Source organism: Helicobacter pylori SA213A (assembly GCF_000476275.1).
GTDB classification, from domain to species: Bacteria; Campylobacterota; Campylobacteria; order Campylobacterales; family Helicobacteraceae; genus Helicobacter; species Helicobacter pylori_CL.
Genome location: NZ_CBOM010000049.1, coordinates 1 through 1,353 on the forward strand (window position 1 = coordinate 1; position 1,353 = coordinate 1,353).

Here is a 1,353-nt window from a genome sequence, read left to right on the forward strand (position 1 = left end):
AATGATTTCTAATATCAGCATACACCCAAAAACCATGTTTAAAAACGCTTTAAATATCCATAATTTTTCATTTAAAAGTCATACTAGTACAGCCATTATTGGCACAAATGGTGCTGGAAAATCAACGCTTATCAACACTATTCTAGGCATTAGATCAGACTATAATTTTAAAGCACAAAACAATAATATTCCATACCACGACAATGTTATACCACAACGCAAGCAATTGGGAGTTGTCTCTAACCTATTCAACTACCCACCTGGATTAAACGCAAACGACCTTTTTAAATTCTATCAATTTTTTCACAAAAACTGCACTCCAAATCTATTTGAAAAAAATCTTTTGAATAAAACCTACGAACACCTAAGTGATGGACAAAAACAGCGCTTAAAGATTGATTTAGCTCTTAGCCACCACCCCCAATTAATTATTATGGATGAACCAGAAACTAGTTTAGAGCAAAACGCTCTTATAAGACTATCAAATCTCATAAGCTTGCGCAACACCCAACAACTTACAAGTATCATCGCCACTCATGATCCTATTGTCTTAGATAGTTGCGAATGGGTATTGCTCCTTAAAAATGGCAACATTGCTCAATACAAACCTTTAAATTCTATATTAAAATCTGTAGCTAAAACTTTTAACTTTAAAGAAAAACCAACCACAAAAGACTTATTAGCATTACTAAAGGATATTTAGTGGGAGCAATTCTATCTATCCTAAAACTTGAAATCAAATCTTATCTCACCAATACAAGCGCGCTATTTTGGACTTTTATTTATCCTATTTTAATGCTCCTATTACTAATTTTTGTTTTTTCAAAAAATACCACTGAAATTTTTTACTTTAATAACATTATAGGTCTAATGGGACTTCTTATTATTTCTAGCGCGATCTTTGGTCTCACACAAGCTATAACAAGCTCTAGATCGCATAATATATTCTTGTTCTACATGCTATCACCAGCAACTTTCAAACAAATAACTCTAGCATTAATCGCTTCAAGACTAATCGTTGTAATCCTATATGCTTTTATCTTTATTGTTCTCTCTTTTTATGCGCTCAATATCATCACTATTCTTAATTTTAAAGCGCTTATTTTGGGGTTTGTTAGTGTTTTTTCAAGCGCATTGTTTTGTTTTTGCTTGGCAATTTTTGTAGCTAGAATTTTTCAAAACGAACAAAGCATCTTAGGATTTTGTAATATCATCAATCTCTATGCGCTAATGTCTTGTAATGTTTTTGTTCCTTTAGAATACCTACCTAATATTGGTCAATTATTTATCAAAACATCTATTTTTTACTACCTTAATCAACTTCTAATCAAAGCTTTTCAAGGGATTGATACT

General features: G+C 31.6%; 2 protein-coding genes. Both read left to right on the forward strand.

What is annotated here, in order from left to right; all coding sequences use genetic code 11:
* Position 1 precedes the first annotated feature (1 nt).
* Entirely contained in the window at positions 2 to 703 is a 702-nt protein-coding gene (locus QT74_RS07795) for an ATP-binding cassette domain-containing protein (RefSeq protein ID WP_033765912.1), read from the forward strand.
* A partial coding sequence (locus tag QT74_RS07800; RefSeq protein WP_033765913.1) for an ABC transporter permease occupies positions 703 to 1,353 on the forward strand: 651 nt, incomplete at its 3' end. The genes QT74_RS07795 and QT74_RS07800, both read left to right, overlap by 1 nt.

Coding starts and splice junctions, on each gene's coding strand:
- QT74_RS07795 (WP_033765912.1), top strand. CDS start 2: ATGATTTCTAATATCAGCATACACCCAAAAACCATGTTTAAAAACGCT.